Genomic DNA, 26,525 nt, shown 5'->3' with positions numbered 1-26,525 from the left:
TGCTCGATTCTAGTGAACTATTGCCACCAGTAGCCAAGTATTTTTCCAGAACTATTCCATCTCTACTATTTTTATAGTAGGATTCTACTATAAAAATAGTAGATCTTGTGAAGTTAGTGGAGATAAACATGTCGGCAAAAAAAAACTCATCAATCCATGAGCGCCTTCTTACAGAGGTAGAGCTTGAGTTAATGAATATTATCTGGAGCCTTAATAAGGTAACTATTAAGGAGGTTGTTGCACATCTGCCTAAAGAAAGACCTTTAGCCTATACAACAGTAGCAACAGTAATAAAAGTGCTGGAACAAAAGGGATTTCTTGAGTGTCAAAAGAATTCCTATGCTCACGTTTTTACGCCCATAGTTTCAAAATCCGAGTATGAAAGCACTTGTATTGAACATATGGTTGCCAATGTTTTTGATGGAGAACCCCGAGCACTTGTCCAAAGACTTTTGATGGCCAGAAAGTTACAACATGATGACATTCAAGCGATTGAAGAGGCACTTAAGAAATTAACAGATGGTGAAAAGCAGGCTGAGGTTTTGTAATGTTATTGATAGAAATTTTATTAAGTATTCATTGTTTGCTTCTCATCAGTTCACTATTTATAGGGCGTCATTGGTTAGCGGATAGACCGTCTTTTAAACTGAAATTAGTACGTTTTTTATTAGTTAGCTGTATCATATCTCCATTAGCAGTGCACTGCATAGATCCTGATCAAAAACCTGAACGACTAAACTATGCATCATTTGATGCTCTGCAAGAGTATGTAAAACAACCTATCTTTAAAGAAAAACCTTCAAAACTCAATCATGAGTCGCTTTCTAGCTTTACATTGATCAATGTAAGTTATTGTCAGCTTTTTTGTGTAGTGTTTTGTTTGTTGGTCTTGTTTCGTGGTTATCACCTGTTATCAGGTTTAAGCCACTTGAAACTGATGTTGACTGAAGCAATTGTGTACCGAACTTCCGGTAAATTAATTATTAAGGTTTCTCACCGATGCCAAATCCCTTTCTCAGTATTGCTGTTTAATAAAGCTTACATTGTATTACCAGTCTCTTTGCTTTCTTCTTCCAGGAATGTGAGGATTGCGATTGCTCATGAAGGACAACATCATCGTAATGGAGATTGTTTATGGGCTTATTTTATCGAAATCATACGCATTATCTTCTTCTGGAACCGGGGTGTTACTCAATGGTGTCGTGTTTTAAGAGACTTACAAGAACTTTCATGTGATGAAGTATTGGTTGGCCACCAAAAAATTTCGGCACATGACTATGGCCGCTGTCTGTTTAATGTTGTAAAGACAGTATCTCAATGTTCTCTGTCATCTAACCGAAAATTTGCATGCACGGTAGGTATGGCTTTGGGCAAACAAAACGAAGACTGTACTTTTATCATCAGGAGAATTTCAATGTTATCAACTTATCCACCCAACTCCCCTAAATCCTTGTTATTAAGGATAGCATTTACAGGGTTTTCTATTTTAATGCCAATATGTGTTGCCTATTCAGCAGCTGGAACCTTGAGCGGTACCAAGGCAAGAGTTGTCGATACTTCTCACTTGGATCCTGGAATGCAAAACATTGCCGAGAGAGAAATTGCGGCTGCGGTCAAGCGCTATCACGCAAAATCAGGGGTTATTGCGATAGCTAATCCTAATACTGGCAATATTATTGCATTTGCTGAATCAAGCCAGAATAAAGAACAAAACAGTTGGAAGTCACGTGTTTTTTCACCTGGGTCTACCATTAAACCTTTTATTGCAGCTGCTGCAATCAATTCAGGGAATAGCAATGAAACAAAGAGCTATGATTGTCATTCACCTTATTACATAGAAGACAAAACATTTACTAACTATAACTCCAATGTTGGATCGGCTTCTTTAGCAGAGGCTATCGCAAAATCTATCAATGTGTGCCTAATCAAGGTTTCTCAAGAGGCTGGAGCACCAGTAATCCGTAAAAAACTCTCTGAATTTGGTTTTGACATGAACAGTTGGTGGCAAGCGGATCAAAGTGACGATTTACAACTGGCAATGGCGTCACTTGGAGAGAATATCCCTGTCACAATCGAATCGCTAATAAAATCTTATGCCATTCTTGCTAACAAAGGACATTCATTTGACAGAGGAAATAGTGCCATTATTTCAGAAACAACCGCTTACTCAATAAATCATATGCTTGAAAATGCTGTTACAAATGGCACTGGAAAACTCGCAGTTATTCCTGGTGTTTCTGTAGCAGGTAAGACAGGAACTGTAATTGAAAATAATGATAAATATCTTGCTTTGTTTGCCGGGTATGTGCCAGTTGATAATCCGCGTTATGTTGTATTAGTCGTGATTGAAGAGGGTTATTTCAGTAAAAATGGAAAGACATTAGTTTCGGGAGGAGAATTGGCCGCACCGGTATTCCGAAATGTCGCAATGGATGCTCTGAGCAGTGCAAATCGATAACTAGCTTATGGGTTTGCATATCCATATATTCAAAAATGTTGAGGTTGTTATGAAGAAAATAATTATATTTTTGTGCACAGGATTATTATTTTGCGTTTCTACTTGGGCTCAAGGCACCTGTTTTTTAGCAAAAGAAAATCAAACTGTTTTAAAACGTGAGGGCAATGATTGCGATCAACGCTATTCGCCAGCATCAACTTTTAAAATTGTCCTTAGCCTCATGGGCTTTGATTCTGGAATATTAAAGGATGAGTTGCATCCTGAATGGCCATACAAAAAAGAATATGAACTTTATCTGAATGTATGGAAGTACCCTCAAAACCCGCATACCTGGATCAGAGACTCCTGTGTTTGGTATTCACAGGCATTAACTCGGCAATTGGGCATGAAACGGTTTAAAGGGTATGTCGACGCATTTCACTACGGTAATCAGGATGTTTCGGGAGACAGAGGTCAAAATAACGGCTTAACCCATGCCTGGCTTTCAAGTTCACTTGCTATCTCTCCAATAGAGCAAATTCAATTTCTACAAAAAATAATCCATAAAAAACTACCCGTGAGTCAAAAGGCTTATACCATGACTAAAAACATCATGTACATCCAGGAGTTGCCTGGTGGGTGGAAGCTTTATGGAAAAACGGGAACGGGTCGGCAGTTAACAAAAGATAAAAGCCAAAAATTGCCTTTGCAACATGGATGGTTCGTAGGTTGGATTGAAAAGGATGATCGTGTAATTACTTTTGCAAAGCATATTGCAGATAGTAAGGAGAATAACACTTTTGCCAGTTTTAGAGCGAAAAATGATGCTCTGATTCAATTGTTTAACCTCATTAATGAGTTGGAGAAATAATCTAAAAAATTATCGGATAAGGGCTCTTCTGATCCGTTTACCTAAATCTGCGAACTGTATGTACACACATTTCAGGAATTGTTGCTGCTTGTCAATGGTAGCTACAAAGTCCTGAACTATATTCTTAGTCATTAATTTCGCATTTTAGTTTGGATGATTGTCCGCTAACCCAGTTTAAAAATTCAATGAGATCATTAATTTCTTCCGGGAAAAGGTTTTTGCCTATCGGCGGCATGTATCCTCGTCCATTCTTTACAAGTTTACTGATATCTGAAGGCGTTAAATAACTCGTCACCATACCTAAGTCTGGTGCGCGTCCTTGAGCCCCCTTGTAAAAAAGAGAGTGGCATGTGGAGCATATATTATTAAAAATATGATGACCATTTTTTATAGACTCTGATTCATGGAAAGGATTTAAGAAACGAGAAAAAGCCAGGTCCTTTTTGTTCACTATTTGTATCGAAATAACCTGGTATGGCCAACTGGCAGGGTAGGTGCTTGTATTATCCCAGACAATATAGAAAGGGCCAGGATTATCTTTTTTACCGTGTTGATTAATATAACTCCAACGACCATCCTTGGTGATGTTCTTGTCAGAAATTGTTTCAGGTGCTTCTTGATAAGCAAGATAGGCCTGACCTTTTGTCGTAAAATACAACAGGGGGGTTTGAGACATATAGTTATCTGCTGTTTGAGCTAATAATACCTGGTCTACATTGTTCTTTTGTAAATCTACTGCCAACAGTTTTGTCAAAATCTGATTCATATCAAAAGCATAGTATACTTTTTTCACATTATTATAAGCAGGATTAAAGGGGATGCTAACACGTATGGTTTTAAACTGTTTTTTAAGATCTGACAGCGTATATGCCTTATCTGCAATAATTATTTTAAGTTGTTTTTCTGTTGAATTAGGTTCCCCAAAACAACATGCTGAAAGTAATACAAGGTTAATTGCATAAAACAGCAGAAACATTAATTTTAGGTTCTTATCCATAAGTCCTTCTTGTTTTTTGAAAACAATTCAGATTTTTTCTATCCTGTCACTAGTTATTATGGTTTATAATGGAAGCGCTTCCAAGTGATATTTCCCAGTAGGTAAAGTCATTTATATACAGAGTATAAAAGGAAAAGATAATTCAGGGAAAATAATTTCGAATATAATATTGACATATTCAACTATTTTAATTTAAAGTGGAAAGAATTTTTATTTTATCATTTAAAAGGTAGGTTTAAAGCGTCATGAAAATTACATCTTAAGTACGCCCAACTATAGGGCAAAGTGAACAAAGTCATTTGTGACTTTTTGTTTTTTACTGTCCTAACAGACATGCTTAAGAGTAAATTATGAACCATAAACCGATTCAATTTAAAGACATCAGTCTTAACTTTTCGCATAAATCCTGTTTTCAAAACTTTAGTGGTGAAATCCATTTTGGCGATCGCATTGCACTAATTGGTCGCAATGGTTCAGGAAAATCGATGCTGCTCAAAATGCTTTATGGAGTTTTTTTGGCTCCTGCAGGCGAAATTAAAGTACCCCGTGATGTTCGTTTTGGTTATTTACCTCAAGTGATTGAGGATTATCCTGATTTAAGTGGGGGTCAACGATTAAACCAGGTATTGAGCAAGATACTGTCCGATAAGCCTAATGTTTTATTGTTGGATGAACCTACGAATCATCTGGACAGTCGTAATCGTCGTTCTTTAATGCGCATGCTTAAGTATTATCCTGGAACGTTGATCATCGCCTCTCATGATACAGAACTTATTAATACAGTCACAGATACTCTATGGCATATTGATTTAGGTCAAGTGATTGTATTTAAAGGAGCTTATTTTGATTATCAACAAATGCTTGAGGACAAAAAAGCATCGATTAAGCAGGAGTTATCAAGGATTGCACAACAGAAAAAAGAATCACATCTTGCCTTAATGAGAGAACAAGAGCGTAATAAACGCTCGCGTGTTCAGGGCGAAAAGAAGATAGCTCAACGCAAATGGCCAACGATTCGGTCTCATACCAAGCTCGGCTCAGCAATTACAACGGGCAATAAACGATTAAGTGATATTTGCCACAAAAAACAACAATTGCTCGAAGAGCTTTCTTCTCTAAACCTTACGGAGGTGATTCAGCCCAAATTTAAATTAAAGGGACTTGAGCATTATAAACCCTTAATCAGAATTCAAGACGCTTCGATTGCCTACGAGTCTGGCATGATTCTTAAAGATATTCATTTTCACCTTAGCGGTTGCGAACGAGTGGCATTACACGGAAACAATGCTTCAGGTAAGTCGACCTTTGTCAAAGCGATCTTGGGGGATAGTCAAATTAAGAGGACGGGAGAGTGGGCTGTACCTAATTTCAATACAATAGGTTATCTTGATCAGCATTATCAACATTTGAACCTTAATGAAACAGTCCTGGATTTAATGAGCTCTAAGATGCCTCATGCAACTTATGCAGAAATTCGTGCTCATTTAAATGATTTTTTATTTCGCAAAAACGAAGAAGTTGAAATCAAGGTCAAAAATCTTTCTGGTGGTGAAAAAGCAAGGCTTGCTTTAGCATTGATTGCGGCTCAACCACCTAAACTGCTTATTTTAGATGAGATCACTAACAATGTGGATTTGGAAACACGCACTCATATCATTGAGGTACTAAGTGAATTTCCAGGCGCAATGCTGGTTATTTCTCATGACCATGACTTTTTAGAATCCATTCACATTGAAACCAAATATCAGATTCATCAAGGAAAATTATATGGTTTCAATGATGGCTATTTAGAGGTAATCCATCATGACTAATCGTTTGCCCAATCACTTAGGTTCTTTTGTGTGGCATTTTTTAAAACCATATCGAAGCATAGTGATGTTATTTATCCTGTTTGCTCTATTGGCTGGGTTTTGGGGACCGTTTAATAGTTTATTGGTTAAATCTTTCATTAATACTTTAGCTGCAAAAGCAAGTAAGGACCTGTCTTCTTTGTATTGGATTGCTGGATTATTGGTGTTGAACTTTATTGTTTTTGACAATATTACCTGGCGCACCCTTGGGTACTTGAACTATAAATATGAAGCCACGATTAAAAACCAGATTATTAGCCAAACGTTTGAGTATGTGTTGGGGGGTAGCACGCAATTTTTTCAGGATAATCTCTCCGGACGGATTGCTGATCAAATTACAACACTTGCCGATAATCTTGAGATTATTTTACATCGCGTGTCTGTAGATTTTCTTCGTGGTGCTTCATTATTAGTGGTTTCATTTATTACAGCCTATTTTGTTAATGTTTTATTTTTCTATATTTTATTTCTCTGGTTCATTGCCTTTGCCTCATTTAGTATTTGGATGTCAGCACGATTAGTCCAATTGTCTGATGATCATGCAAGCTCTGAATCACAGCTTTCCGGGCAATTGGTAGATAGTCTGGCGAATCAATCCAACATTCGTATCTTTTCACGAAAAATCTACGAAGTGGAACGTATGAACGCTTTCTTTCGTATGGTACAACGGGCTTTTCAAAGAAAAGAGATGTTTATTGTTTTATTATGTTGCGCACAAGGTGGAATGATTGCAGTGATGATGGGTTTTGCATCGATTACTTTAATCCATTTATATGGCAAGGGTCTTGTAAGCATAGGTGATTTTGCCTTAATTCTTGGACTTTCCATGGAGTTGGGACATATGATGTGGTACACCATGTACCAAGTGGATCAATTTAACCAAGCCTTAGGCAAAGCAAAACAAAGTTTAAATGCGTTGGTGATACCCCACGAGATTAAGGATAAAAGCAATGCATCTCAATTAGTCGTTACTCAAGGACAAATTGAATTTTCCATGGTGAAATTTCATTACCAGGGAGGTTATTCTCTGTTCCAGAATAAATCCGTAACAATTAGAGCAGGTCAAAAAGTGGGTTTAGTAGGTTATTCAGGCAGTGGTAAATCGACTTTTGTGAATCTGATTTTACGACTTTATGAGGTTGTGGAGGGGCAGATTCTTATTGATGGTCAAAACCTATCTGAAGTTACTCAAGAGAGTTTAAGGCAAACTATTGCCATGATTCCTCAAGATCCAACACTTTTTCATCGAAGCTTAATGGACAATATACGCTATGGCAGGACGGATGCAACGGATGAAGAAGTTATATTAGCCTCCAGGAAAGCACATGCTCATGAATTCATAAGTCTTTTGCCAGAAGGCTATAAAACCCTGGTAGGGGAGCGTGGGGTTAAACTATCAGGTGGTCAGCGCCAGCGCATTGCGATTGCCCGAGCCATCTTAAAAAATGCTCCGATTTTAATGCTGGATGAAGCCACGTCTCAGCTTGATTCCATTACTGAATCCAATATTCAAGAGAGCCTCTGGGATTTAATGCAGGGAAAAACAACCCTGGTAGTTGCTCATCGCTTGTCTACCCTCCTGAATATGGACCGAATTTTAGTATTCGATAAAGGCCATATTATCGAAGACGGTACGCACACCGAACTATTGAATCGTGGCGGTTTGTACAAAACCTTGTGGGATGCTCAAGTTGGTGGTTTTTTGCCAGATCAACAGAATGAAAAGGAGAATAAGTAATGTCAGTCAAGCAAGAGCGGTGTCTCATTAAAGTGGTTTCTTATGATTCGAATTGGCCTGTGCAATTTGAACAGGAAGCAGAGCGGATTAAAAAAGCGTTAGGCAGTAACTGCATTGAAATTCATCATATTGGTTCCACTTCAGTACCTGATTTGGTTGCAAAACCAGTCATCGATATGATTCCAGTTGTTTTAGATATTAGCAAAGTAGATGGAGCTAATGCTGCCATGCGAGTACTTGGCTATGAAGCAAAAGGAGAATACGGTATTCCCTTTCGCCGTTATTTCCAAAAGGGAGATAATCGACGAACGCATCATGCTCATATTTTTGAACTTGGAAACTCTGAAATAGATCGGCATTTAAAGTTTAGGGATTGGATGAGAATGCACCCGAAAGATAGAGAAGCTTATGCACGTTTAAAACAAGAGTTGGCGCGCCGATATTCGGATGACATTACCTCCTATTGCCTGGGTAAAGAAGATTTTATTGCAACAATTGATAAAAAAGCCGGGTTTAATGGATTAAGAATGGTTAAGGCACTAACAACACGTGAATGGGATAAGGTGCGTCATTTCAGACAATTTTATTTTTTTGACAAAGCAGGGCTTTCTGATCCTTATACCTGGACTTTTGAGCATAATGCGCATGTTCATTTTGTTTTATTTCAAGGAAGTGAAATCACAGGTTATGCTCATCTGCAATTATGGTCTCATAACAGAGCAGCATTACGGATTATCGTTATCGATGAGCTTAAAAGAAACAATCAATATGGTACCCGTTTTTTGGCATTATGTGAAAAATGGCTCAAAAGTCAGGGCTATCAAAGTTTGCATGTCGAGTCGTCACCAGATGCTCTGAAATTTTATCGAAATAATGGTTATATCGATATGCCTTTTGATGATCCCGATGGCTATGAAGGTGATCCACGGGATACTGCAGTAGGAAAAATATTATGACTCAAATAGAAATTGTCATTAAAACACAGGAGTTATCCGACATCCCTGTTCTGGTTGATGCATTTCAGAAAGCAAATTGGCAAAAACCCGCTTCATTGTTTGAAGCCTATTACCAGGAACAGCGAAAGTCTCTTCGGGTAGTATGGTTGGCTTATTTTCGAGAAGAAATTGCTGGCTATGTTACTCTAAAATGGATATCGCAATACCGGCCGTTCGCTCATCGAAAAATTCCGGAAATTATGGATTTAAATGTGTTGCCTTCTTTTCGTAAACAGGGAGTAGGGACTGCTTTGCTGCAGGCCGCGGAAGAAAAAGCAGCAAGCGAAAGTGATGTTGTGGGTATTGGCGTGGGGTTATATGGCGGCCATGATGGAGGATATGGACAAGCTCAACGACTTTATATTAACCGAGGTTATATCCCGGATGGTTTAGGTGTCACTTATGGTTATAAGCCAGCTGTTCCAGGTCAGGTTTATCCTTTAGATGATGATTTCATTTTATGGTTTACAAAAAAATTAAGATGAAATGCTTGACCATTACGTTACGTGAGCACTTATCTTTAAATGGAATCATTTGAGAGGATAGTTTAATGGCTTATACGGTAAAACAATTAGCAAAAATATCGAATGTGAGTGTACGCACTTTACATTGGTATGATGAAATAGGCTTATTAAAACCAGCCTATCAAGGTGCTAATAGCTATCGTTATTATGAAGAAAAACAGTGCTTGAAATTACAGCAAATTTTATTCTTCAGAGAGCTGGGATTTCCCTTGAATGATATCCAAAAACTGCTTATGCAAGATGATTTTGACCATATCAAAGCATTAGAGGCGCATAAACAGATTTTGGAAAGAGATATCAATCGAAAAAATCAACTGATTGCAACGATTGATAAAACCATTCAACATTTAAGAGGTAAGCATAAGATGTCTAATGAAGAATTATATTATGGCTTTGATTCACAACGACAGAAACAATACGAAAGGGAACTAGTCAAAGAAGGGGTGGTCAGCCAGGATTGGATGGATAAGTACAAGAAAAAAATAAATCAATGGACTCAGGCTGACAAAGACCGATTTATTCAGGAAGGTAAAGAGATTAATCAATTGCTGATTTCGGCTATTAATAATCAACTGAAGCCCTCTTCTCCAGAGGTGCAAGCCATTATCCACAGACACCATGCCTGGGTAGGGTGGAATCCAACCAAGGAAGGATATATTGGGCTAAGTCAAAGATATTTGACTCCAGAGTTTAGGAAATTTTATGAGCAGCAGCATCCTGCTCTACTCGAGTTTATTATTGAAGGAATGCTATTTTATGCAAATAAAAACCTTTGATTGAGATGATAGAAGGGCTGGCCTTATCAGCCCTAAATGACATTAGATTGAGAGTATTATGCGTGTTAGCAAAAACAATACTGATTTATACAGATCAGGTTATCATGGTGTTCCAAAACAGGAGCTTTTGTGAGGTTTTCTTGCTTAATAATTCATCTCTTAGTAAGTTGGGAAAATAATTACTCAAGAAATTTTGAAAAACTGCTTGACCCTATTGTTGCTATATACCTTACCTTTGTATTGAAGGGGGAAACACAATGACTCAATGGTACGTAAAAGATTTAAGCCAATTAACAGGTGTATCGGTGCAAACGTTACACCACTATGACCGCATAGGATTGCTTAAACCTTCATTACGACTTGCTAATGGGTACCGTGTTTACTCTGAGAAGGATTTATTGAAATTGCAACAGATTATTGCTTTGAAGTTTTTTGGTTTTGAATTGTCGCAAATCAAAACCTTGCTTGCTGAAGAAAGTAATGCGCTCAGCCATTTTAATAGCCAGGCCCGGCTGTTAGAGCAAAAGGCATCCACTTTACTCGAGGGGGCTAAAACTTTGAGGCGCATTATTGACACTGTTGACAAAAATCAATCTATCCCTTGGGAAACCATTATTCAACTGATAGAGGTATATAAAATGACAGAACATCTTGAGCATGGCTGGGTGAAAGAAATATTCACTCCGGATGAATTAAAACAATACGTTGAGTTTGAAAAAGAAATGAAAGCCAATGCAACGCCTGAGCAAAAAGCGGCTATGGAAAACAATTGGTCTCAGTTGGTGGATGAGGTAAAAAATAATCTTAAGCAAGATCCTGACTCAAAAACAGGGGTTTATCTAGGGAAGAAGATAATGGATTGGGTTAATGGGGTATACGGTAAAAAATACGCTCATTTAAGAACCAAAAAATTTGAACAGGGCTTTGGGGAAGGGAAAGGTCTTGATGAGGTTGGATTAACACCAGAAATCGTATCATGGATGGATAAAGCGATGGATGCTTACTGGAGAGACCGAATCTATGGGATTCTTGAGCAAGTCGGGAAAACTTCCTCCTCAATTGTATTAAATCTTTGGAATGAAATGCTGGTTGATATGTATGGCGAGGAAACGTCACGTAAAAATGCCATATATGAAATCGCTTTAAATGACGATAAGGTTAGCCCTGAGGCAAAAGCATGGCTTAGAAATATTTTAAATTCCTGAAAATATCAACAATATTACTGGATTGGTAAGGTAATACCGATCCAGTCTACTTAATTAAAAACATCTAATTATTATGGTCTTGCAAATTTATTTATCTTGTTAGGCAGACTGACCATCCCCAATGTGTTAAAAATGAATTTTTATCTTCTTCAGACTGCATTGCCATTGTATTTTTCCCTAATAGCATCTGTTCAAGAGAATAACGACAATCTTCAAAAAATCGATGTAATCGATAGAACTCACAGAGACCTTTATTGATTGTGAATTTAGGGGCCTTTGCACAGGACAAGCTGCCTTAATAAAACCTTAATATTCAAAATTTATAATTGCGTAATCTATTGTTTTATGTAATGCACGTAGAATGCAATTAAAGTCAGAAACAAAGAGTACTTTTCATGGAAAATACTCTAAATCGTCACCCGTAGTAGGTGCTAGAGTAAAAGAACTTGAGCTGATTTATACCCATAAGGAAATATTTGCTAATTACCAAAAAGTTGTATACGACCAGCAGAAATTAAACGTTATACCTCTTGCGTTTAAAGAAAAAGCGGATGAAATTTCAAAAGAAATATATGCAGCATATATTAAAAAGTATTCTGATCATGGGTTAACCATCGAAAATTCAGTAGATTGGAATAATGTTGGCTTTACAAGAACTTATCTATCTGACTTGGAGAACGAATGGAATACATGGTCCGTAGATCCTCTTGTAGCAACACCAAATGACAAATCTCATATAGAAGGACAAATGTATCGGCCGGCATATATCTGTGCTTTACACGAGTTAATGCATGTAGAAGAAATGACCCCGGGAATTTTAAAAGGTCAATATGCTCGATTTAAATCAGTAGTTGAGGTTCTAACCGTAACAAAAACTATAATTTTAATGGATGAAGTCTACAAGAAAACCCTTAATTTACCCATGGATATTGAAGTTGATTATGAAAATTCATTTAAATTATTTGGAAAAACTATTAAACAGGGAGAGTTTGCAAATTTTTATCGTACCTTAGAAGCTAAATATCCCTCTTTAGCAGAAGCGTTAGTATCAAAGCAGTCTTTAACTTTTTTAAATCAAACTAATGTTGAGCCAATGAATATTAACATGCAGGTATTAGGTGGTTTTTTGGCAGTAGTTGGTTACGCTGCGGTAGCCCTTGCGTTTCTTCTAAATAATGCATCTTTTGGTACTGTAGGACTAGTTGTAACAGGTTTGGGAGTAGCTTCTATTTTTGGAGGCGTTGGGTTATTTGCTAATGGTATATACAAAAATGAGCGAACAATAGACAATGAAATTTTAGACGCTTCAGCGTGTCTTGTAGGGAATACTAATTCACCATAAAAATCGTCTTTGTTTCTTAACCCTCTGCATGGTTACCTTTTATAAAATTTAGGTGGATCTATCTATAGCTTCAGGCATCCCCAATGAAGTCATTTTATTATGAGGTTTCTGCAAATTTGCAGAAACCTCAAGGATTACTCTACTGCATCAGGAATAGCTATCTCACATTTTCAGACTATATAAAGCATCTCTCCTTTGAGCATAATTGAATGAATATTTTTATTGTTTTTTGACACAATAATATGAATTTTCAAACTTATATTTACTGTTAATATCTTAAGGAATAGTTATAAATGAATTATCAATTAGAGCTTGTTATAGATACAAAGCTTTTAGAACAACAAGATAAAATGATTCGTGATGGAATAGTGAGTTTTAATGCCCCTTTTACAGGATCCAAGCCAGAGCGTTATTCAATCTATGTGAAAGATAACGAGAATAATATTGTTGGTGGGGCAATTGTGTATGCTCATAAGAGTTCAATCTATGTTGATGTCCTCTGGGTTAGCGAAAAATATCGTGGGCAGGGTATCGGTGCTGAACTTTTACGAGGTGTTGAAACCGAGGCAGTTAAAAGAGGGATTCCTGAGTCAACATTAGATACTTTTTCTTTCCAGGCTGAAGGCTTTTATTTAAAACAAGGCTATAAGCATTTGGGAACTATTAAAAACTATTTAGAAGGGCACGATCGCATTTATTTACGCAAAAAATTGAAGTAATTGTACTGCTTGGTTGTAGTTTAATCTGGCGCAGTCATGTTTGAAGGTGAGTTAAAATGGTAAATATCCATAGAGATGGTTTTTGACCAGGATAAGCATTAGGAGAACTTTGTGATGACTTGAAAGACAAATTTCAAGCATACTGATATTCTTAATATTAAGAAAAACTTGTTTATCAATATGAAATGAAAATTATTATAAAAGTCGGTACACAAAGTATTTTATCTGCCGATGGTAGTCCAATATATGCCGTACTAAATAATCTTGTAAATCAAATTATCTATTTAAAGAACCAAGGGCATCAGGTCATTTTAGTAAGCTCTGGCGCTGTTGGTTCTGGTCGAAAAATAGCTAAAAATTCTTTGGAAAAAACATATGGCGATACAGTAGGAGAAAAGCAACTCTTGGCTTCCATAGGCCAACCCGAACTGATGAATCTCTATTCTAGCTTGTTTAAAAATGAAAATATTTTAGTATCTCAGCTATTACTTACCAAGCAAGACTTTCATACTAGACAGCATTATTTAAATATTGCCCGGTTATTAACGGAATTACTAAAGCATCAAAATATTATCCCTATTGTTAATGAAAATGATTCAGTAGCCATTGAAGAATTAATGTTTACTGATAATGATGAACTGGCAGGACTTATTGCAGCTCAAATTAATGCTGATTATTTAATACTCTTAACCAATGTGGATGGTGTTTTTACATCCCATCCCAATGATCCTGAGGCAAAACTAATTAATACAATTGACCCCAATTTAGGCTGGCCCACTGTCTCTGCTGTAAAATCAAAATTAGGACGAGGTGGTATGGTATCCAAACTGGATACTGCTAGAAAAATGGCCGGTTTAGGTATCAATACAGCAATCGCAAACGTAAATATAGAATCCATTGTTCTAAAAATTCTGGATAGGGAAGCGGTTGGTACCATAATTCTTGCGAGTAAAAGAAAATCCAGCATAAAAAGGTGGATTGCTTTTAGCCATAGAACTTCCTTACCATCTATAGTAATTAATGATAATTTAATTGCTTTATTACGAAATGGTAATCGTGTGATGAGCATTTTACCAATAGGGATAGAAGATTTTCGTGGAGAATGCAAAAAAGGGGATTTAATTGATATCCTTAATTCTAACAATGAAAAGATAGGAGTTGGAATCGCAAGGTACGATTTTTTAAGATTAAAGGACTATCTTAGACTTAAAAATAAGCCAGCATTTATACATTACGATCATTTGCATATTCTATAAGGTATCAAAATGAATACTCATGTTGTTAACCAATTAATGGCCTCTAAAAAAGCCACTACTGATCTTAGCTTAATACAAAGTGATACCCGAACAGAAGTTTTGAAGACATTAGCGGCTAATTTAGAGAAGCACCTTGAAAACATAATACAAGAAAATCAAAAAGATTTAAGTTTAATGCTTGAGCAAGATCCTAGATATGATCGTTTATTATTAAGTAAAGAGAGAATTTTGTCATTGGCTAATGATGTGAGAAAAGTAGCTGATTTACCTAACCCATTAGGAGTTAGTCTCCTTGAAAAGTCTATGCCAAGTGGTTTGAGTATTAAGAAAATCACAGTACCTTTAGGCGTCATTGCAGTCATTTATGAGTCAAGACCTAATGTAACCATCGATATCTTCAGCCTATGTTTTAAATCTGGGAACGTTTCTATCTTGAAAGGTGGAAAAGAAGCATATTTTACTAATAGTTATCTGGTGTTGTTAATTAAAAACACATTAAAGAATTTTAATATAAACACAGATCTTGTTTGTTTATTACCACCAGAAAGAGCATTGATGACTCAATTACTAAATGCCAAAGGTTTTGTTGATTTATGCATTCCAAGAGGGAGTCAGAATCTAATAAATTTTGTCAGAGACAATGCCAAAATACCTGTCATTGAAACGGGGGCAGGCATTGTCCATACCTATTTTGATAAAAGTGGAGATTTGGAAAAAGGTAAAAAAATTATTAACAACGCTAAAACCAGAAGAGTAAGTGTTTGCAATGCATTGGATACTTTGATTATTCATACCGATCGTTTAAAGCACTTGCCAGAACTTGTGGAGGCATTATCTAAAAATAATGTGATTATATATGCCGACCAGGAAGCCTATCAGGCTTTAGATAAGAGTTATCCTGAACAACTTTTAATGAAGGCAAAACCACAAGATTTTGGTCATGAATTTCTAGACTATAAATTAGCAATAAAAGCAGTGCCCAATATACAAGCAGCTATTGATCATATACAACAATTCAGTTCCCATCATAGTGAGGCTATTATTGCAGAAGAGGAGTCTGCAATTAATAAATTTCTAACTGAAGTGGATGCTGCAGCTGTCTATGCCAATGCTTCTACTGCATTTACAGATGGTGGGGAGTTCGGATTAGGGGCTGAAATTGGAATTAGTACGCAAAAAGTTCATGCGCGAGGGCCCATGGGATTAGACGCTTTAACAAGCTACAAATGGGTTATAAGAGGGACAGGACAAATTAGAAATTAGGTACAACCATTTTTTTCAACGCCGCCCCCAATAATGATAACAACAATAATCTGAATTAGTTTCGACAAAAGCCGTGCATGCCTATGATTTAAGGTGTTGCACGGCCTCCTTTTATTTTAGAGACGGAATTTTAGACACATCAGGCTCAGCTTGAGTCCTTTTATTGCTCTGGATGCGTTCAATCGTTTCAATTGTGGTTTTCAGTTGAGACCCGAAAAACCCAATTGGATTTTTAGGCTTCTGATTGGTTTCCAAGAAGGAAAGAATATGAGCAGACACATCCCTTTGTAATACGGGTAGTGCGGGTAATGCAGGATTGTCTGTTGGGTAATTGCCTTGCGTCAATTGGGCAACTGATCCCAAGGCTCTTGCCAGCTGAGACTCTCCATGGCCAGACAAAATAAAGCGATGTCTCTGTTCACCCAAATTCTCAAGAAACACATCTATTTGTTTGGAGGTTTTATTGATAAAAAGACCATTATTGCCAAGACGAATCGTTTTTACATGACTAGGGATTTGCGCCAGAGTTTTCGCCAGGTCAACAGCATTGAGAATAAAAAGCCCATTACTGCTTAAATCAAGCTCAGTGACATTGTTTGGAATATTTTTTAGAACCTTACCCAGGCCGTCAGCACCTAGCTCATAAAGGTCATTACATCTCAAATCAAGTATGACGATGCTCTTTGGGAGTCCAGTTAGCATGGTTGCCAGGCCATCAATACCCAGCTCACAAAGATCATTACATCTCAAATCAAGTATGGCGATACTCTTTGGAAGTCCAGTTAGTACGGTTACTAGGCCATCAATGCTTAGTTTATTGAGGTGATTCCAGCTTAAATTAAGCGTGGTGACGCTCTCTGGAATACCATTCAGTGCCGTTGCCATGTCACCAGCGCCCAGATAATAAAGGTAATTATCACTCAAATTAAGTGTGGTGATGTTTTTAGGAATGCTGGTCAGCGCTGCTGCCAGATGTTCAGCGCTTAGTTGATAAAAGCCATTATCACTCAAGTTAAGCGTGGTGATGCTTTCTGGAATACTGATCAGCACTGCTGTCAGTTGTTCAGCGCTTAGTTGATAAAAGCCATTGTCGTTCAAATTAAGCGTAGTGATGCTTTTGGGGATTTTCTGCATCGCCTCTATCAGACCATAAATACTTAGTCGATGGAGATCCAACGATGATAAATCAAGTCTAGTGTCGCCTTGAGTAGAACAAGCGTTAATTCGTTTAATCAACTCATTTTTTATATATAGAATTTCTGTTGTAATCATGATGTTTACCTTATTACTATGCCTTGACACTCATGATCTGCAGGACTTGGCTCAACGACTGATGCACAAAAAGAGATTGCCTTATGTGGCAAGTCATGCAGAAAAGCGTTTGCATTTGGGGTTAAAAAATAATGGGTTGTTGATGTACAACCAAAGGTTTAGGGAAGGTAAGCGTCAGGAATGAGCTTGTGACTCGGGAAGCGAGCCTGAGTATAAAAAGCACCAAAGGCATTTGTTTGCCAAAGAGTTTTCATGATACAACTACGTGTTGTGTTAATAATAGGGTCATATTATATCAGCAAATGATTCATTGTAAATCATATAGAGTTGTATTTAGTCTGTTATACATGGGGTTGGGGTTGGCTTTGATTTTTAGATTTATTAATCGCCCTGTTTACCCCCCATCATCCTGTTATCAACATGCCACAAGAAATGCCTGTGACTGTTTTTCTTAAAAGAGGTAAATCATTCCTTTTCATGGCTTCAATCTGAATAAGATTTAAAGGATGAATCAGGATTGATGAAAACAAAAATCTTCTCACCTGTTATTTGATAGAAGAACAGGATGGTTGACTCCAGTTCTGATTGAAAAGGCTTTTTAAATAAACATCATGAGAGTAGAGTGAAAGATCAAATCTGGATTTTGCTGCAGAACTACCATTGGCAATAGATTTTGAAGATTTAAAAAATTAGATAATATTAATATTTAAAAAATCTATTCACGACACGGGTAACGACATAATAAGGGATATTATTTATCTTCATGATGCAATCGAAAGCCTTGATTCAGCTGCTGTGTAATCAAGGCATAATCTAAAATTATTGTGATTTAATTTTTTTTATAAGACCCAGGTTTATGTCCGAACATGGCTATTGTAGCGCCATTTTTTGAAAAGGAACTAATACAAGTGCGAGCGGGTATTGTAAAATAGTCTCCTTTACCAAGGTTTATTGTTTTACCATTTACTTTGAAGTCGATTTCCCCGGAAATTATTATGCCTGCAAGATCATTCTCATAATAATGTGGGGGGTTTTTATAGCCTGCTTTAAACTTAACTAACCCACTTTTATGATCATGAAAAAATATAGCTTGCTTGGGATGAGAGTGATGATCATTAATTTCTTCCCATTGTTGTTCATTCATTTTTGTCACGCCAATAGTTTGGCTATTAGTCGGGCATTCTGCAAAAATCGGTGTAGAGGTACAAGTCAGTATTACTGATGCGGCCAAAAACCCAAATGTATTTGATTTAATTCCATTATGCATTATTTCTCCTTAAAATTTCACTATAAACTCCTAAAGACTAATATCAATTCATACAACAATTACAAAGTAAGATCAATTTTTTTGGGTAGATAGAAGTGAATAGGGTTAGAGCTATCACGATCAATATTCTTTTTTCAGTGAGCAATATTTATCGTATTATTAAATTTACATCGTCCTAAAATACTAAATATAATTAATGAATGGCGGTAATACAAATAGAGTATTCCTCGATGCCCAGCTTTCAGCACTATAGCGGTAGCGTTCTATAATACCCATTGCCATAAGAGTATGAGCGAATATAAATAAAAATGACATGGTTTACTGAGTAGTTACTAATAACTCTATTCACCCCATCATCCTGTCGTCAACATGCCACAAGAAATGCCTGTGACTGTTTTTCTTAAAAGAGGTAAATCATTCCTTTTCATGGCTTCAATCTGAATAAGATTCAAGGGATGAATCAATGTTGATCTTAATTGGATACTTTCCCCAAGCCAAGGTTGGTGAAAACAAAAATCTTTCTCATCTGTAATTTGATGGAAGAATAGTATGGTTGACTCCAGTTCTGATTGAAAAGGCTTGAGGTATTCATTAGAGCCAGTCAATTGATACAAGTACTGTTCCCAGATAGGAAGATAAACTTTGGAAAGGGTGACACCTAATTGTTTTACAAAGGCTGCAAAAAGAGCATTTTCTTTATAGAGCACCTTGAGTTTGTCTTTTTCAATGCCATTGAGCTCTGACCAAGAAGAACCTATACCCCACCAGGTAGGGAAAAGAAGTCGTGTTTGAGTCCAACACAGGATCCATGGAATGGCACGAAGCTTTCGTTGATCAGGACCTGATTTTCGTTTGGTTGGACGAGAGCCAATCTTAAGTTCGGTCAAAAAATGATAGGGCGAGGCTTGTTCAATCATAGGCCAAAACCAGTCGCTTTGCAGAAGTGCTTTATATTTCTGACTGACCTTTGCAGAGAATAACGACAGCTCCTCAGGGTAACCATTATCAGTGTTTTTATCTTTTTGCAAATAGATATCAAGGAATTTATCAATCTGACTTTTGAGTATAGAACTCGAACCAAAGAGTCTTGCAACCATTTCGCCCTGTACAGTTGCCTTATAATTAGACATCATTTCCTTCGACCAGGAAGCAGTTTGCTCTTTGATATCACCACCACCTCGCTCAATACTGCCACCTGAACCATGAAAAAAGATGGGTCGAAGGTTTTTATTTTCAAGTGTCGCCTGAATGCTTCTTAAGCTTTTCGCAATCATGAGTCGAGAGGGCAGTACACCGTTTTCTTTAGACGAATCGGAATAACCCAGCATGACTTCATAGTTTCCATCCCACTGTCTAAGATGTTTTTGTCTGATATCCTCAGTGATTGAATTATTCAATATTGTATCTGCGTTATCGAGGGCAAGTTGATTTTCAAACAAGGGCACAACCGGCAGGGCATAGCTTTTAAAAACTTGTTTAACCAGATTAATTCCATTTTTTATATCCTCAGCTGACTCAACCATACTGAGGATAAAACCGCGTATATAGTTTTTAGGATCAGTCCCATAGGTTATAGAATGGACCTGTTCAAGCATTTTAATTATTGTTGTTTTTTTTATGCTTGTTAAACTCTCTTTTACAACAGTTGAGTCTTCTCTAAGTTCTATAGGCATGACTAGGGCAGGATACAGATGAAAAATACTAGAGATGATGGAAAATTGCTCGGATTCAAAATTTAAAAATTTTACTGTATTTGACCGTATAGCAGTTAATTCCTTTTTGAATGCTGATACCTTTTCATGATCTTTTGGTCGTATTTTTTTAAGATTATTCGCTTTTTTAACAAGCTGGCCAATCTGATCTGCCAAGAATTTGTTTTTATTTAATGCGGTTGAAAGCTTGATGATTCCCAGTACTTCTTTCAAGCATTCCTGAATATAGGCAATAAAAAAAGAACGGGAAAGTTCGAGACTTTTAAGCATGATTTTTTCATTAACACCTGAGTGCCCATCCTTATCTCCTCCTACCCAGGTGCGTAATTGAATAGGAACACCTTTTTCTAAAAAGGAATGATACAGTTTGATGTTGAGTGGATGGAGCGCGTATTGATAGATGTATTGAGCCTCGTCTTCTACGCTTGGTTTTTCATGGTAGGAAATATTAATTTGAAGCGAGATTTTAAGCATTTGATCAAGATGAGATTCATTCATCAGATAGGGGGATTTAAGAACTTCGACAAGATAGTCACGAATTTCTTTAAAAAGCTTTAAAAATTCATTGGTACGAGCTTCTGTTGGATGCGCTGTCAACACATAATGAATGCCTTGAGGAAAGTCAGAATAAATTTGTTCTTTTCTTTGGTTGATACGAAAAATGCGATAGGCATTTTCACAGGTATTAATCAGCTCCATCATGAGAGAAAAACCATGAGCTATTTGATAAAGCTGCTTTTTATCAAGCTTGGAAAGCTCCATTTGAAGGTTATGAAGAACTTTTCCAAGTGCAAACGACTCACTCCCGATTGTGTCTTGCATGGATAATCGAATTTGCTCAATTCTTTCGTATGTTTCTTTTCCATAGACTTCTGCAATGGCTTTCTTTAAGCGGGTAAGAGACCAGAAAACCATGCGGCTGAGCTCTCTTGGCAAATGCGAAACATCTTGTTTCATCCAAAACTCCAATTTATTTGAAAGGTTTATTCTGTGGAAGAGTGCCGTCTTTTCGTTATTGCAGTAGACACCTCTTTGTGTACTTCTTAAGTTAGTTCTCAACGGATTCTGGCGCAACTATTAAAGAATACATTCATCTGCGATTGTAATATACTTAATTTATGCTGGAAAATACTTTTATTTATTAAGCAAGCCCATAATCAATGTTCTATGAAAAATACTACCGCTTTTCTAATAAAATAATATCCGAACCACGGATATGTGATATTTTTTTTGCTGTTACTGATGTTTCCTGCACGATTTTTTGTATATCAGAAAATAAATCAAGACCATGATGTTTTAGCGGTCGTAATAAGAAATAAGCCCTACCTTTATTGGCAAGTGAATTTTCCAGAGCTCGAATATAATTTTGAAAGGAGCTATCTAAATAAAATCTGCAACGATTTTTAAATTTGGAAGGGGAAAGCATTCCATGGCCTGGTTGGAAATAGGGTGGATTACTGATAATCAAATCAAATTTGCCTTCCCATTTTTTTTCATGTAGTTCATCATAATTTAAAAGGTGCCAGCGAAGTTGCAATTCAGGTCGATTGACGTTAGCTATGTTTTGATAAAAATATTCAGTATAAATATCCTGGATCTCGATAAAATCAATCTGCCGGATTGCTTGAAGATGCCATGATAGTTCAATTCCAATAACTCCACAGCCTGCGCAGAGATCTAATACTCTTAATGAGCCAAGATCTCTATAGGGTTTTAATTGTTTGGCGACAAATATCGCAAGGTGAATTGAATCAAGACTGAAATGATATTCGTCAGGTTGTTTGTAATTGTATGTAAAATGGATATTTGGTTCGTTCTGCACGGTATCAATCATTTTGAAATTATTTTCTCTTAATTATCGCCTTAAAATACCTTATTCCTTTGTATGTTGCACTTTTAATTAATTTTTCAAATATATTTCATTTACATATCTTATTCATATACTTGTCAACATGTACTTTTATGGACAATTGTCTTTTTAGAGACTATAATATAGTTGAAAGTACCCTGGAGTTTTACTATGCAAACGAATACAAGCTCTTTACAAAACATACCAGATGACGTGGTATGGAAATCTTTAACTAATCTTGTAGAGCGTTTTGATCTAAAAGAAAGCGAAGCCCGTATTTTAATGGGAGATATGCCTCGCTCCACATACACTTCCCATAAAGCAAAATTAAACAGGGATCAAAAAGAGCGAGTTTCTTATCTTCTGGGGATTTATAAGTCTTTACGCATATTGTTTGAAGACGGAGAGCAAGCCAGAACCTGGATTAATCGTAAAAATAACTTACCTCCATTTAACGGTTTAACACCAAAAGAATATATGCTGGAAGGAGGGATAGTTCGTCTTGCAGATGTGAGGAAATTTCTGGATTTCTGGAGAGGTTATTAGGATGTACTCCTATATAGATTTTAGTGAAAAAGTGCATAGATTAATACCCTCTAAATTTCCTCCTGTAACTTTATTCGATTGGGCAGATTCTGAGGAAGAGCTCGAACAAATAGCTCTGCTTGAAGGTCTAACCAATGAAAGAATACTTGCAGAGCTCGGTAAAATAAATTTGATAGATAAAGAGGATTGGATCGGTGGTCCCGGATCTACTCCGATTATGGCTGCTTTTACACATACTGGATTTGAGTCAAGATTTAGTGATGGCAGTTTTGGTGTTTATTATGCGGCTTCATCACTTGAAACAGCAATAAAGGAAACTTGTTTTCATCGAGCAAGGTTTTATAGTGCGTCGAATGAAAAACCTTGCTCGATCTCAATGAGAGAATATGTGGCTACTATAAAAAAACCTTTAATAGATATTAGAGATAAAAGGTATAAAGAGTTATTTAATCCTGATCCAGATTATTATGGTAAAAGCCAGGAGTTTGGAAAAAAAGTTCATGAGAAAAAAGAATGGGGGTTACTGTACCCAAGTGTAAGAAATTTAAACGGCTTATGTATGGCTGTATTAAGGCCCCCAGCACTTACCCTACCAAGACAGGGATGTCATTTAAGATATATTTGGGATGGTGAAAAAATTTCAGATGTTTATAAGGAGAGTAAAATTGCAAATGTTTAAAATATAGGCTATTAAGAAGGTAATTCTATTATCAATAGATTTTCTTATTTATTTTTTCACTTTCTGTCTTTCTCTTTTTATGCATAAATACATCAAACAGAAGTGAGGTCAATCTACTTTTTTCCCAGTTGTTTTCACACTGATTTTTGCTGGAGCAAGGTTGTTAGTAATACGGAAGACCGTTCTATCTACTCGTCGCTGAAGCATGATTTCAACCATTACTGTTTCATTCGGATGAAGGATTTTGTGAATGTCAGCAAGCGATGAATGAAAATCAAGTAGCCTGTAATAGGCAAGGGCTTGGTCACTTGATTCAGGATATGCTTTAATGCGGAACCCAAGATTACCCTGCATTTTGGGGGTATTAATTCCACCTTCCATGATGTCGTAGTCAAGAAAATAAGTCAGTTTACCTCGATTATTGAGATTTCGCTGACGATCTACAAAAAAACCTGCAGGAAGCGCCTGCTCGCTATATTGAGGTCCGGCAGTTAGGTAAAGATCATAATCGATAAGGTGATTGCCTCGGTCATCAATAAGCCGGAAAATAATCATAGAGTAACGATTGGTTATATACTCGCGCTTAAAGACAAGTGTTTTCACAAATTCCGTATGCTCATTTTTCTGGGTTTCTTGAGTAATCTTATCCAGCTCTTTTGCTAATGTATTATAGGCATCACGGCTTTTTACTTGCAGACATCGCAAGACCCATATTGCCGTAGGATGAGTGGCTGCATTGGCCATAGTAATACTACGGATGATACCGATATTTTTACCTGAATGTGAAAGTCCAGGTAGAACCCCAAATGCCATTGGCTGTGTTCGTGTCATTTTGGCTACAACAAGACTTTCACCGTTATCCCCTTCCTGATGTAATTTCAATAAGCTATAATTCATGTTTGTTGCAGCTACACGTACCACCCCATCGGATCCTGTCTCTCCGGTGTAGGAGTTAAGTGCATCATAAAGTTGGCGATCAATTTTCTGACCAGTAAGTACAAAGGAATAGATGCCATTAGCAGTACAATCGTAATCAAGCCAGCTTTCATTAAGTTGCCAACTCATATCGCTTCCGAGCTCAAGCCAATCAAGTACGCATTTGCCCGGTTCAACGCCCTCAAAAAAACTCTTTATACGGCCTAGCCGGGATTTACCAAGTTGAGCAAGAGCAGAACCGTGGTTAGCAGGAGCCAGCATGATAAGATGGCTCAATGGACATTTTGCAAGATTATTCTTAAAGTATAAATCCATCCATTTTCGAACAATGGGCCCACCAGTAGAGTGAGTAATACAAGCAAAACGCTCCCCATCCCGAAGCTTATCAGCAATTTCATCGTGTACTGCTTGATCCAACGCACGCGCTATATCATCAACCGTTACTGTATCGTCAAAGCTGATGTAGCGCCCAAGATAAATATTGCCGACTTGGATATCTATCCTTTCATCTTTACCCTGGCTTTCGAGCCATTGAGGAAGCTCCCCATAAGTATTAGTATGTGTGACACTCCAACCATGGACGAAGATAACAATCATGACGCTCCTTGATTTATTGGCTCTACAACAGGGTATCGTTGAGTAACTTGATGATATTAGATTTCACAAAAATATGAAACGAATTCAAAGAAGGGCTTATGGCTTTCGTAACTTTGATAATTATAGAACTCGTGTTAGGGTGTTGTGCTGTTAAATGATGAGTGCCCCCGTAATTGGGAAAGAGCCCGTTTTCGTAACTTTAGAATTGATCGATTTAAATGGCGCGCCCGGAAGGATTCGAACCTCCGACCCCCTGGTTCGTAGCCAGATACTCTATCCAACTGAGCTACGGGCGCGTTGATTGGCGGAGAGAGAGGGATTCGAACCCTCGATGGGATTTCTCCCATACTCCCTTAGCAGGGGAGCGCCTTCGACCACTCGGCCATCTCTCCAATCAATGGTAGCGGAGTATATCAGGTATTTAACATGCGTCAATAATTCTTATTGCATAAAGTGATGAAATTCAAAATTGAGCATAATAAATAGCATCAATGGATATAAAAATATCAGCAGTTTTTTTTAAAATGTATTTATGTTATGACACTATCTATAAAAGGGATTTAAAGGATTATTATGTGGTATGACACTCTATTAGAATATTTGGGGGAAAGGATTTGCTCATCAAATAAAGAAAAAGCCAAGTTATTTATAAGTCAGTTATTCAAGTTATTAAAAGAGGACCCTGATTTTGGAGAAAATTTTGAGCCAGAATTTATTTTTGGTGTGATGGTCTCTCTTTATAACTATTCAATAACCCATGAAAATCAAAACGTAACCTTAGATGAATTTGGTAAATACTGTATAGGACTAATTATGGTATTTTCCAAAATATCAGAAGATCTGTCCGTTTACTGTTCTGATTTTATATATATTTTATCGGATAAGACAATTGTACAAGAATTAAAAATTAAAGAGGAATTGGCCAATATTAGGAAAGATTATTTAGAGAAAAAAAGAATAAACCCGGATATCACACCATTTATCGATCAAAAGGATGTAGAAAATCCTTTTAAAATTTACAGCAGGATAGGCGAATTAGCAAAGATTGATCTGCTGAAACAATTTGAAAGCCATACATTAGCCTGTCTGAATTTCTCTGTAAAAATTCAGACAGAAAAAATAGTTAGTATGTTGAACGATTTATTAAATCATATGAAAAATCAGAAAGTTATAGTTTCTGAACTGTATCAATATCTTTTACCTTATAAAGGCAAGGATGATTTGTTCGATGCCTTGATACTTGCACTCCAAAAAGGATTAAAAAAGTTAACAAAAACGCAACTTTCGAGCACATCAAAGATAAACCTCGTTCTTATTCCAGATTTAAAATTTGATCATCTACCCAGATACAATTCAGAAATAGAGAATATTTGTAAAAAATTGGAAAACTATGTCTTCAAAGGGTCCAATAAGAAGGGTTCATTTTTTTCAGCAAAAAATTATTGTAACCATACCAAAGAAGTAAATGAGATAGTACAAAAAATATTGAAGGGAGACCTTTTAACAATAGAAGCAATTCTTCATGAATTAGCTAAAATTAATATAGAGAATCGCAAAGATGAGTTGATTTTACTTATAAAAGAGTTACAAAATGAACGGGTCTGTATAAGAATACTTTAATAGGATAAAGTTCAAAGAGTACATGTTTCCAGGAATGATTTAAGTAATTAAATTTCATCAAAAATCATCTTAAG

General features: G+C 36.7%; 22 protein-coding genes, 2 tRNA genes and 1 pseudogene. 17 read left to right on the top strand and 8 right to left on the bottom strand.

Annotated elements, in window-relative coordinates; genetic code table 11:
- The first annotated feature begins 128 nt into the window (after positions 1 to 128).
- From OQJ02_RS07620 to blaOXA, 3 genes are read left to right on the top strand one after another with little or no spacing between them, the layout of a single operon-like run.
- Entirely contained in the window at positions 129 to 548 is a 420-nt protein-coding gene (locus OQJ02_RS07620) for a BlaI/MecI/CopY family transcriptional regulator (protein WP_265718612.1), read from the top strand.
- Entirely contained in the window at positions 548 to 2,458 is a 1,911-nt protein-coding gene (locus OQJ02_RS07615; RefSeq protein WP_265718611.1) for a M56 family metallopeptidase, read from the top strand. Before OQJ02_RS07620 ends, OQJ02_RS07615 begins: the two co-directional genes overlap by 1 nt.
- A gap of 49 nt (positions 2,459 to 2,507) precedes the next feature.
- Positions 2,508 to 3,308, top strand: coding sequence for a class D beta-lactamase (gene blaOXA / locus OQJ02_RS07610; RefSeq protein WP_265718610.1), 801 nt, complete (start codon positions 2,508 to 2,510; stop codon positions 3,306 to 3,308).
- 124 nt (positions 3,309 to 3,432) lie between these two features.
- Here blaOXA and OQJ02_RS07605 read toward each other — a convergent pair whose 3' ends face one another.
- Positions 3,433 to 4,305 (bottom strand): c-type cytochrome, encoded by an 873-nt coding sequence (locus OQJ02_RS07605; RefSeq protein WP_265718609.1) that lies wholly within the window; start codon positions 4,303 to 4,305, stop codon positions 3,433 to 3,435.
- Positions 4,306 to 4,655: 350 nt separating this feature from the next.
- Between OQJ02_RS07605 and OQJ02_RS07600 the strand changes: the two genes are divergently transcribed.
- From OQJ02_RS07600 to OQJ02_RS07555, 10 genes are all read left to right on the top strand, one after another.
- The gene (locus tag OQJ02_RS07600; protein ID WP_265718608.1) at positions 4,656 to 6,116 is read left to right on the top strand and encodes an ATP-binding cassette domain-containing protein; all 1,461 of its coding nucleotides are present in this window, start codon (positions 4,656 to 4,658) and stop codon (positions 6,114 to 6,116) included.
- Entirely contained in the window at positions 6,109 to 7,893 is a 1,785-nt protein-coding gene (locus OQJ02_RS07595) for an ABC transporter ATP-binding protein (RefSeq protein WP_265718607.1), read from the top strand. Before OQJ02_RS07600 ends, OQJ02_RS07595 begins: the two co-directional genes overlap by 8 nt.
- Positions 7,893 to 8,849, top strand: coding sequence for a GNAT family N-acetyltransferase (locus tag OQJ02_RS07590; protein WP_265718606.1), 957 nt, complete (start codon positions 7,893 to 7,895; stop codon positions 8,847 to 8,849). Before OQJ02_RS07595 ends, OQJ02_RS07590 begins: the two co-directional genes overlap by 1 nt.
- The gene (locus tag OQJ02_RS07585) at positions 8,846 to 9,373 is read left to right on the top strand and encodes a GNAT family N-acetyltransferase (protein WP_265718605.1); all 528 of its coding nucleotides are present in this window, start codon (positions 8,846 to 8,848) and stop codon (positions 9,371 to 9,373) included. The genes OQJ02_RS07590 and OQJ02_RS07585 overlap by 4 nt, the downstream gene beginning before the upstream one ends.
- A 65-nt stretch (positions 9,374 to 9,438) precedes the next feature.
- A complete protein-coding gene (locus OQJ02_RS07580) occupies positions 9,439 to 10,188 on the top strand; it encodes a MerR family transcriptional regulator (RefSeq protein ID WP_265718604.1) in 750 nt (249 codons plus the stop codon).
- Between the two features lie 257 nt (positions 10,189 to 10,445).
- On the top strand, positions 10,446 to 11,393 hold the full coding sequence (locus OQJ02_RS07575) for a MerR family transcriptional regulator (RefSeq protein WP_265718603.1): 948 nt from the start codon (positions 10,446 to 10,448) through the stop codon (positions 11,391 to 11,393).
- 361 nt (positions 11,394 to 11,754) lie between these two features.
- Complete coding sequence (locus OQJ02_RS07570) at positions 11,755 to 12,735, top strand: hypothetical protein (RefSeq protein ID WP_265718602.1); 981 nt, start codon at positions 11,755 to 11,757, stop codon at positions 12,733 to 12,735.
- Positions 12,736 to 13,028: 293 nt separating this feature from the next.
- Entirely contained in the window at positions 13,029 to 13,454 is a 426-nt protein-coding gene (locus OQJ02_RS07565) for a GNAT family N-acetyltransferase (RefSeq protein WP_265718601.1), read from the top strand.
- A 185-nt stretch (positions 13,455 to 13,639) separates the two neighbouring features.
- Positions 13,640 to 14,710: a glutamate 5-kinase gene (gene proB, locus OQJ02_RS07560; RefSeq protein ID WP_265718600.1), complete on the top strand. Its 1,071-nt coding sequence runs from the start codon at positions 13,640 to 13,642 to the stop codon at positions 14,708 to 14,710.
- A 9-nt stretch (positions 14,711 to 14,719) separates the two neighbouring features.
- Positions 14,720 to 15,973 carry a glutamate-5-semialdehyde dehydrogenase gene (locus tag OQJ02_RS07555; protein WP_265718599.1) on the top strand — a complete coding sequence of 418 codons (1,254 nt, stop codon included), beginning with the start codon at positions 14,720 to 14,722 and terminating at the stop codon, positions 15,971 to 15,973.
- A gap of 111 nt (positions 15,974 to 16,084) precedes the next feature.
- Here the strand turns inward: OQJ02_RS07555 and OQJ02_RS07550 are convergent, their stop codons facing one another.
- From OQJ02_RS07550 to OQJ02_RS07535, 4 genes are all read right to left on the bottom strand, one after another.
- On the bottom strand, positions 16,085 to 17,245 hold the full coding sequence (locus OQJ02_RS07550) for a hypothetical protein (protein ID WP_265718598.1): 1,161 nt from the start codon (positions 17,243 to 17,245) through the stop codon (positions 16,085 to 16,087).
- A gap of 829 nt (positions 17,246 to 18,074) precedes the next feature.
- Entirely contained in the window at positions 18,075 to 18,512 is a 438-nt protein-coding gene (locus OQJ02_RS07545; protein WP_265718597.1) for a cupin domain-containing protein, read from the bottom strand.
- 353 nt (positions 18,513 to 18,865) lie between these two features.
- Entirely contained in the window at positions 18,866 to 21,181 is a 2,316-nt protein-coding gene (locus tag OQJ02_RS07540; protein WP_265718596.1) for a phosphoenolpyruvate carboxylase, read from the bottom strand.
- Between the two features lie 220 nt (positions 21,182 to 21,401).
- Positions 21,402 to 22,058: a methyltransferase gene (locus OQJ02_RS07535; protein ID WP_265718595.1), complete on the bottom strand. Its 657-nt coding sequence runs from the start codon at positions 22,056 to 22,058 to the stop codon at positions 21,402 to 21,404.
- Between the two features lie 186 nt (positions 22,059 to 22,244).
- Here OQJ02_RS07535 and OQJ02_RS07530 point away from each other — a divergent pair, with 186 nt between their 5' ends.
- Positions 22,245 to 22,619 carry an antitoxin Xre-like helix-turn-helix domain-containing protein gene (locus tag OQJ02_RS07530; RefSeq protein WP_027221790.1) on the top strand — a complete coding sequence of 125 codons (375 nt, stop codon included), beginning with the start codon at positions 22,245 to 22,247 and terminating at the stop codon, positions 22,617 to 22,619.
- A gap of 1 nt (position 22,620) precedes the next feature.
- On the top strand, positions 22,621 to 23,298 hold the full coding sequence (locus OQJ02_RS07525; RefSeq protein ID WP_265718594.1) for an RES family NAD+ phosphorylase: 678 nt from the start codon (positions 22,621 to 22,623) through the stop codon (positions 23,296 to 23,298).
- Positions 23,299 to 23,406: 108 nt separating this feature from the next.
- On the opposite strand, the gene plaB is transcribed toward OQJ02_RS07525, so the two are convergent.
- Complete coding sequence (plaB, locus tag OQJ02_RS07520) at positions 23,407 to 24,831, bottom strand: phospholipase PlaB (RefSeq protein ID WP_265718593.1); 1,425 nt, start codon at positions 24,829 to 24,831, stop codon at positions 23,407 to 23,409.
- 61 nt (positions 24,832 to 24,892) lie between these two features.
- Between plaB and OQJ02_RS15465 the strand changes: the two are divergent.
- Positions 24,893 to 24,985: pseudogene (locus OQJ02_RS15465) on the top strand (transposase); the annotation flags it as partial.
- Between the two features lie 65 nt (positions 24,986 to 25,050).
- Here the strand turns inward: OQJ02_RS15465 and OQJ02_RS07515 are convergent.
- A tRNA-Arg gene (locus tag OQJ02_RS07515) sits at positions 25,051 to 25,127 on the bottom strand.
- 6 nt (positions 25,128 to 25,133) lie between these two features.
- Positions 25,134 to 25,223: transfer RNA gene (locus OQJ02_RS07510), tRNA-Ser, on the bottom strand.
- 181 nt (positions 25,224 to 25,404) lie between these two features.
- On the opposite strand from OQJ02_RS07510, the gene OQJ02_RS07505 reads away from it, so the two are divergent.
- Positions 25,405 to 26,451: a hypothetical protein gene (locus tag OQJ02_RS07505; RefSeq protein ID WP_265718592.1), complete on the top strand. Its 1,047-nt coding sequence runs from the start codon at positions 25,405 to 25,407 to the stop codon at positions 26,449 to 26,451.
- Positions 26,452 to 26,525 lie beyond the last annotated feature (74 nt).

It is taken from the genome of Legionella sp. PATHC032 (genome assembly GCF_026191185.1).
Classification (GTDB): Bacteria; Pseudomonadota; Gammaproteobacteria; order Legionellales; family Legionellaceae; genus Legionella.
This window is presented reverse-complemented; position numbering and strand designations above follow the sequence as displayed.

Coding starts and splice junctions, on each gene's coding strand:
- OQJ02_RS07620 (WP_265718612.1), top strand. CDS start 129: ATGTCGGCAAAAAAAAACTCATCAATCCATGAGCGCCTTCTTACAGAG.
- OQJ02_RS07615 (WP_265718611.1), top strand. CDS start 548: ATGTTATTGATAGAAATTTTATTAAGTATTCATTGTTTGCTTCTCATC.
- blaOXA (WP_265718610.1), top strand. CDS start 2,508: ATGAAGAAAATAATTATATTTTTGTGCACAGGATTATTATTTTGCGTT.
- OQJ02_RS07605 (WP_265718609.1), bottom strand. CDS start 4,305: ATGGATAAGAACCTAAAATTAATGTTTCTGCTGTTTTATGCAATTAAC.
- OQJ02_RS07600 (WP_265718608.1), top strand. CDS start 4,656: ATGAACCATAAACCGATTCAATTTAAAGACATCAGTCTTAACTTTTCG.
- OQJ02_RS07595 (WP_265718607.1), top strand. CDS start 6,109: ATGACTAATCGTTTGCCCAATCACTTAGGTTCTTTTGTGTGGCATTTT.
- OQJ02_RS07590 (WP_265718606.1), top strand. CDS start 7,893: ATGTCAGTCAAGCAAGAGCGGTGTCTCATTAAAGTGGTTTCTTATGAT.
- OQJ02_RS07585 (WP_265718605.1), top strand. CDS start 8,846: ATGACTCAAATAGAAATTGTCATTAAAACACAGGAGTTATCCGACATC.
- OQJ02_RS07580 (WP_265718604.1), top strand. CDS start 9,439: ATGGCTTATACGGTAAAACAATTAGCAAAAATATCGAATGTGAGTGTA.
- OQJ02_RS07575 (WP_265718603.1), top strand. CDS start 10,446: ATGACTCAATGGTACGTAAAAGATTTAAGCCAATTAACAGGTGTATCG.
- OQJ02_RS07570 (WP_265718602.1), top strand. CDS start 11,755: ATGCAATTAAAGTCAGAAACAAAGAGTACTTTTCATGGAAAATACTCT.
- OQJ02_RS07565 (WP_265718601.1), top strand. CDS start 13,029: ATGAATTATCAATTAGAGCTTGTTATAGATACAAAGCTTTTAGAACAA.
- proB (WP_265718600.1), top strand. CDS start 13,640: ATGAAAATTATTATAAAAGTCGGTACACAAAGTATTTTATCTGCCGAT.
- OQJ02_RS07555 (WP_265718599.1), top strand. CDS start 14,720: ATGAATACTCATGTTGTTAACCAATTAATGGCCTCTAAAAAAGCCACT.
- OQJ02_RS07550 (WP_265718598.1), bottom strand. CDS start 17,245: ATGATTACAACAGAAATTCTATATATAAAAAATGAGTTGATTAAACGA.
- OQJ02_RS07545 (WP_265718597.1), bottom strand. CDS start 18,512: ATGCATAATGGAATTAAATCAAATACATTTGGGTTTTTGGCCGCATCA.
- OQJ02_RS07540 (WP_265718596.1), bottom strand. CDS start 21,181: ATGAAACAAGATGTTTCGCATTTGCCAAGAGAGCTCAGCCGCATGGTT.
- OQJ02_RS07535 (WP_265718595.1), bottom strand. CDS start 22,058: ATGATTGATACCGTGCAGAACGAACCAAATATCCATTTTACATACAAT.
- OQJ02_RS07530 (WP_027221790.1), top strand. CDS start 22,245: ATGCAAACGAATACAAGCTCTTTACAAAACATACCAGATGACGTGGTA.
- OQJ02_RS07525 (WP_265718594.1), top strand. CDS start 22,621: ATGTACTCCTATATAGATTTTAGTGAAAAAGTGCATAGATTAATACCC.
- plaB (WP_265718593.1), bottom strand. CDS start 24,831: ATGATTGTTATCTTCGTCCATGGTTGGAGTGTCACACATACTAATACT.
- OQJ02_RS07505 (WP_265718592.1), top strand. CDS start 25,405: ATGTGGTATGACACTCTATTAGAATATTTGGGGGAAAGGATTTGCTCA.